Origin of the sequence: Pseudomonas sp. NBRC 100443 (assembly GCF_030268185.1) — a bacterium.
Taxonomy (GTDB): domain Bacteria; phylum Pseudomonadota; class Gammaproteobacteria; order Pseudomonadales; family Pseudomonadaceae; genus Pseudomonas; species Pseudomonas citronellolis.
The window spans coordinates 1-3,138 of record NZ_BSQE01000050.1 but is presented as its reverse complement, the minus strand read 5'-3'; the positions used below and the strand labels follow the sequence as shown (position 1 = coordinate 3,138).

The following is a 3,138-nucleotide window of genomic DNA, read 5'->3' as shown; positions in this document are numbered from 1 at the left end:
CGAACTTTCGGTTCGTCGACTTCACCGTCTAACACACAAATTGTTTGGGTGTTATATGGTCAAGCCTCACGGGCAATTAGTATCGGTTAGCTCAACGCCTCACAGCGCTTACACACCCGACCTATCAACGTCGTAGTCTTCGACGGCCCTTCAGGGGAATCAAGTTCCCAGTGAGATCTCATCTTGAGGCTAGTTTCCCGCTTAGATGCTTTCAGCGGTTATCTATTCCGAACATAGCTACCCGGCAGTGCCACTGGCGTGACAACCGGAACACCAGAGGTTCGTCCACTCCGGTCCTCTCGTACTAGGAGCAGCCCCTCTCAAATCTCAAACGTCCACGGCAGATAGGGACCGAACTGTCTCACGACGTTCTAAACCCAGCTCGCGTACCACTTTAAATGGCGAACAGCCATACCCTTGGGACCGGCTTCAGCCCCAGGATGTGATGAGCCGACATCGAGGTGCCAAACACCGCCGTCGATATGAACTCTTGGGCGGTATCAGCCTGTTATCCCCGGAGTACCTTTTATCCGTTGAGCGATGGCCCTTCCATACAGAACCACCGGATCACTAAGACCTACTTTCGTACCTGCTCGACGTGTCTGTCTCGCAGTCAAGCGCGCTTTTGCCTTTATACTCTGCGACCGATTTCCGACCGGTCTGAGCGCACCTTCGTACTCCTCCGTTACTCTTTAGGAGGAGACCGCCCCAGTCAAACTGCCCACCATACACTGTCCTCGATCCGGATCACGGACCAGAGTTAGAACCTCAAGCATGCCAGGGTGGTATTTCAAGGTTGGCTCCACGCGAACTGGCGTCCACGCTTCAAAGCCTCCCACCTATCCTACACAAGCAGGCTCAAAGTCCAGTGCAAAGCTACAGTAAAGGTTCACGGGGTCTTTCCGTCTAGCCGCGGATACACTGCATCTTCACAGCGATTTCAATTTCACTGAGTCTCGGGTGGAGACAGCGCCGCCATCGTTACGCCATTCGTGCAGGTCGGAACTTACCCGACAAGGAATTTCGCTACCTTAGGACCGTTATAGTTACGGCCGCCGTTTACCGGGGCTTCGATCAAGAGCTTCGCTTTCGCTAACCCCATCAATTAACCTTCCGGCACCGGGCAGGCGTCACACCCTATACGTCCACTTTCGTGTTTGCAGAGTGCTGTGTTTTTAATAAACAGTCGCAGCGGCCTGGTATCTTCGACCGGCGTGGGCTTACGCAGTAAATACTTCACCCTCACCGGCGCACCTTCTCCCGAAGTTACGGTGCCATTTTGCCTAGTTCCTTCACCCGAGTTCTCTCAAGCGCCTTGGTATTCTCTACCCGACCACCTGTGTCGGTTTCGGGTACGGTTCCTAGTTACCTGAAGCTTAGAAGCTTTTCCTGGAAGCATGGCATCAACCACTTCGCTCTCTAAAAGAAAGCTCGTCATCAGCTCTCGGCCTTGAACACCCGGATTTGCCTAAGTGCCCAGCCTACAACCTTAAACTTGGACAACCAACGCCAAGCTGGCCTAGCCTTCTCCGTCCCTCCATCGCAGTAACTAGAAGTACAGGAATATTAACCTGTTTCCCATCGACTACGCATTTCTGCCTCGCCTTAGGGGCCGACTAACCCTGCGTCGATTAACGTTGCGCAGGAACCCTTGGTCTTTCGGCGTGGGAGTTTTTCACTCCCATTGTCGTTACTCATGTCAGCATTCGCACTTCTGATACCTCCAGCAAGCTTCTCAACTCACCTTCACAGGCTTACAGAACGCTCCTCTACCGCGCATCTTGCGATGCACCCGTAGCTTCGGTGTGTGGTTTGAGCCCCGTTACATCTTCCGCGCAGGCCGACTCGACTAGTGAGCTATTACGCTTTCTTTAAAGGGTGGCTGCTTCTAAGCCAACCTCCTAGCTGTCTAAGCCTTCCCACATCGTTTACCACTTAACCACAACTTTGGGACCTTAGCTGACGGTCTGGGTTGTTTCCCTTTTCACGACGGACGTTAGCACCCGCCGTGTGTCTCCCACGCTGACACTTCCAGGTATTCGGAGTTTGCATCGGTTTGGTAAGTCGGGATGACCCCCTAGCCGAAACAGTGCTCTACCCCCTGGAGTGATACGTGAGGCGCTACCTAAATAGCTTTCGAGGAGAACCAGCTATCTCCGAGCTTGATTAGCCTTTCACTCCGATCCACAAGTCATCCCCTACCTTTTCAACGGGAGTGGGTTCGGTCCTCCAGTCAGTGTTACCTAACCTTCAACCTGCTCATGGATAGATCGCCCGGTTTCGGGTCTATACCCAGCGACTAAACGCCCTATTAAGACTCGCTTTCGCTACGCCTCCCCTATTCGGTTAAGCTCGCCACTGAATATAAGTCGCTGACCCATTATACAAAAGGTACGCAGTCACCCAACAAGTGGGCTCCCACTGCTTGTACGCATACGGTTTCAGGTTCTATTTCACTCCCCTCTCCGGGGTTCTTTTCGCCTTTCCCTCACGGTACTGGTTCACTATCGGTCAGTCAGTAGTATTTAGCCTTGGAGGATGGTCCCCCCATGTTCAGACAACGTTTCACGTGCGCCGTCCTACTCGATTTCACTTCCTAGAACCTTTCACATACGGGGCTATCACCCACTATGGCCGCACTTTCCAGAGCGTTCTGTTAGATTCTAAGAAGCTTAAGGGCTAGTCCCCGTTCGCTCGCCACTACTAAGGGAATCTCGGTTGATTTCTGTTCCTCAGGGTACTTAGATGTTTCAGTTCCCCTGGTTCGCCTCACACACCTATGGATTCAGTGTGTGATAACCAGCTTGTGCTGGCTGGGTTCCCCCATTCAGAGATCTCCGGATCAAAGTCTGTTTGCCGACTCCCCGAAGCTTATCGCAGGCTACCACGTCTTTCATCGCCTCTGACTGCCAAGGCATCCACCGTATGCGCTTCTTCACTTGACCATATAACCCCAAGCAATCTGGTCATACGTCTCGAACGTGAAGACGACATTCGCCGAAAATTCGCGCTTGAACTCGCAAATTTTACCTTGACTTGAACAATCCCCAGTGAAAGAGATCATTCAGTCTACTTCTATCACATACCCAAATTTTTAAAGAACGGTTCCGGTACAAAGACCAGACAGCAAGGTTCGTT

Annotated in this window: 1 rRNA gene; it reads right to left on the bottom strand. The window is 52.3% G+C overall.

Annotated elements, in window-relative coordinates:
- Positions 1–55: 55 nt before the first annotated feature.
- Positions 56–2,945, bottom strand: a 23S ribosomal RNA gene (locus QSJ95_RS32440).
- Positions 2,946–3,138 lie beyond the last annotated feature (193 nt).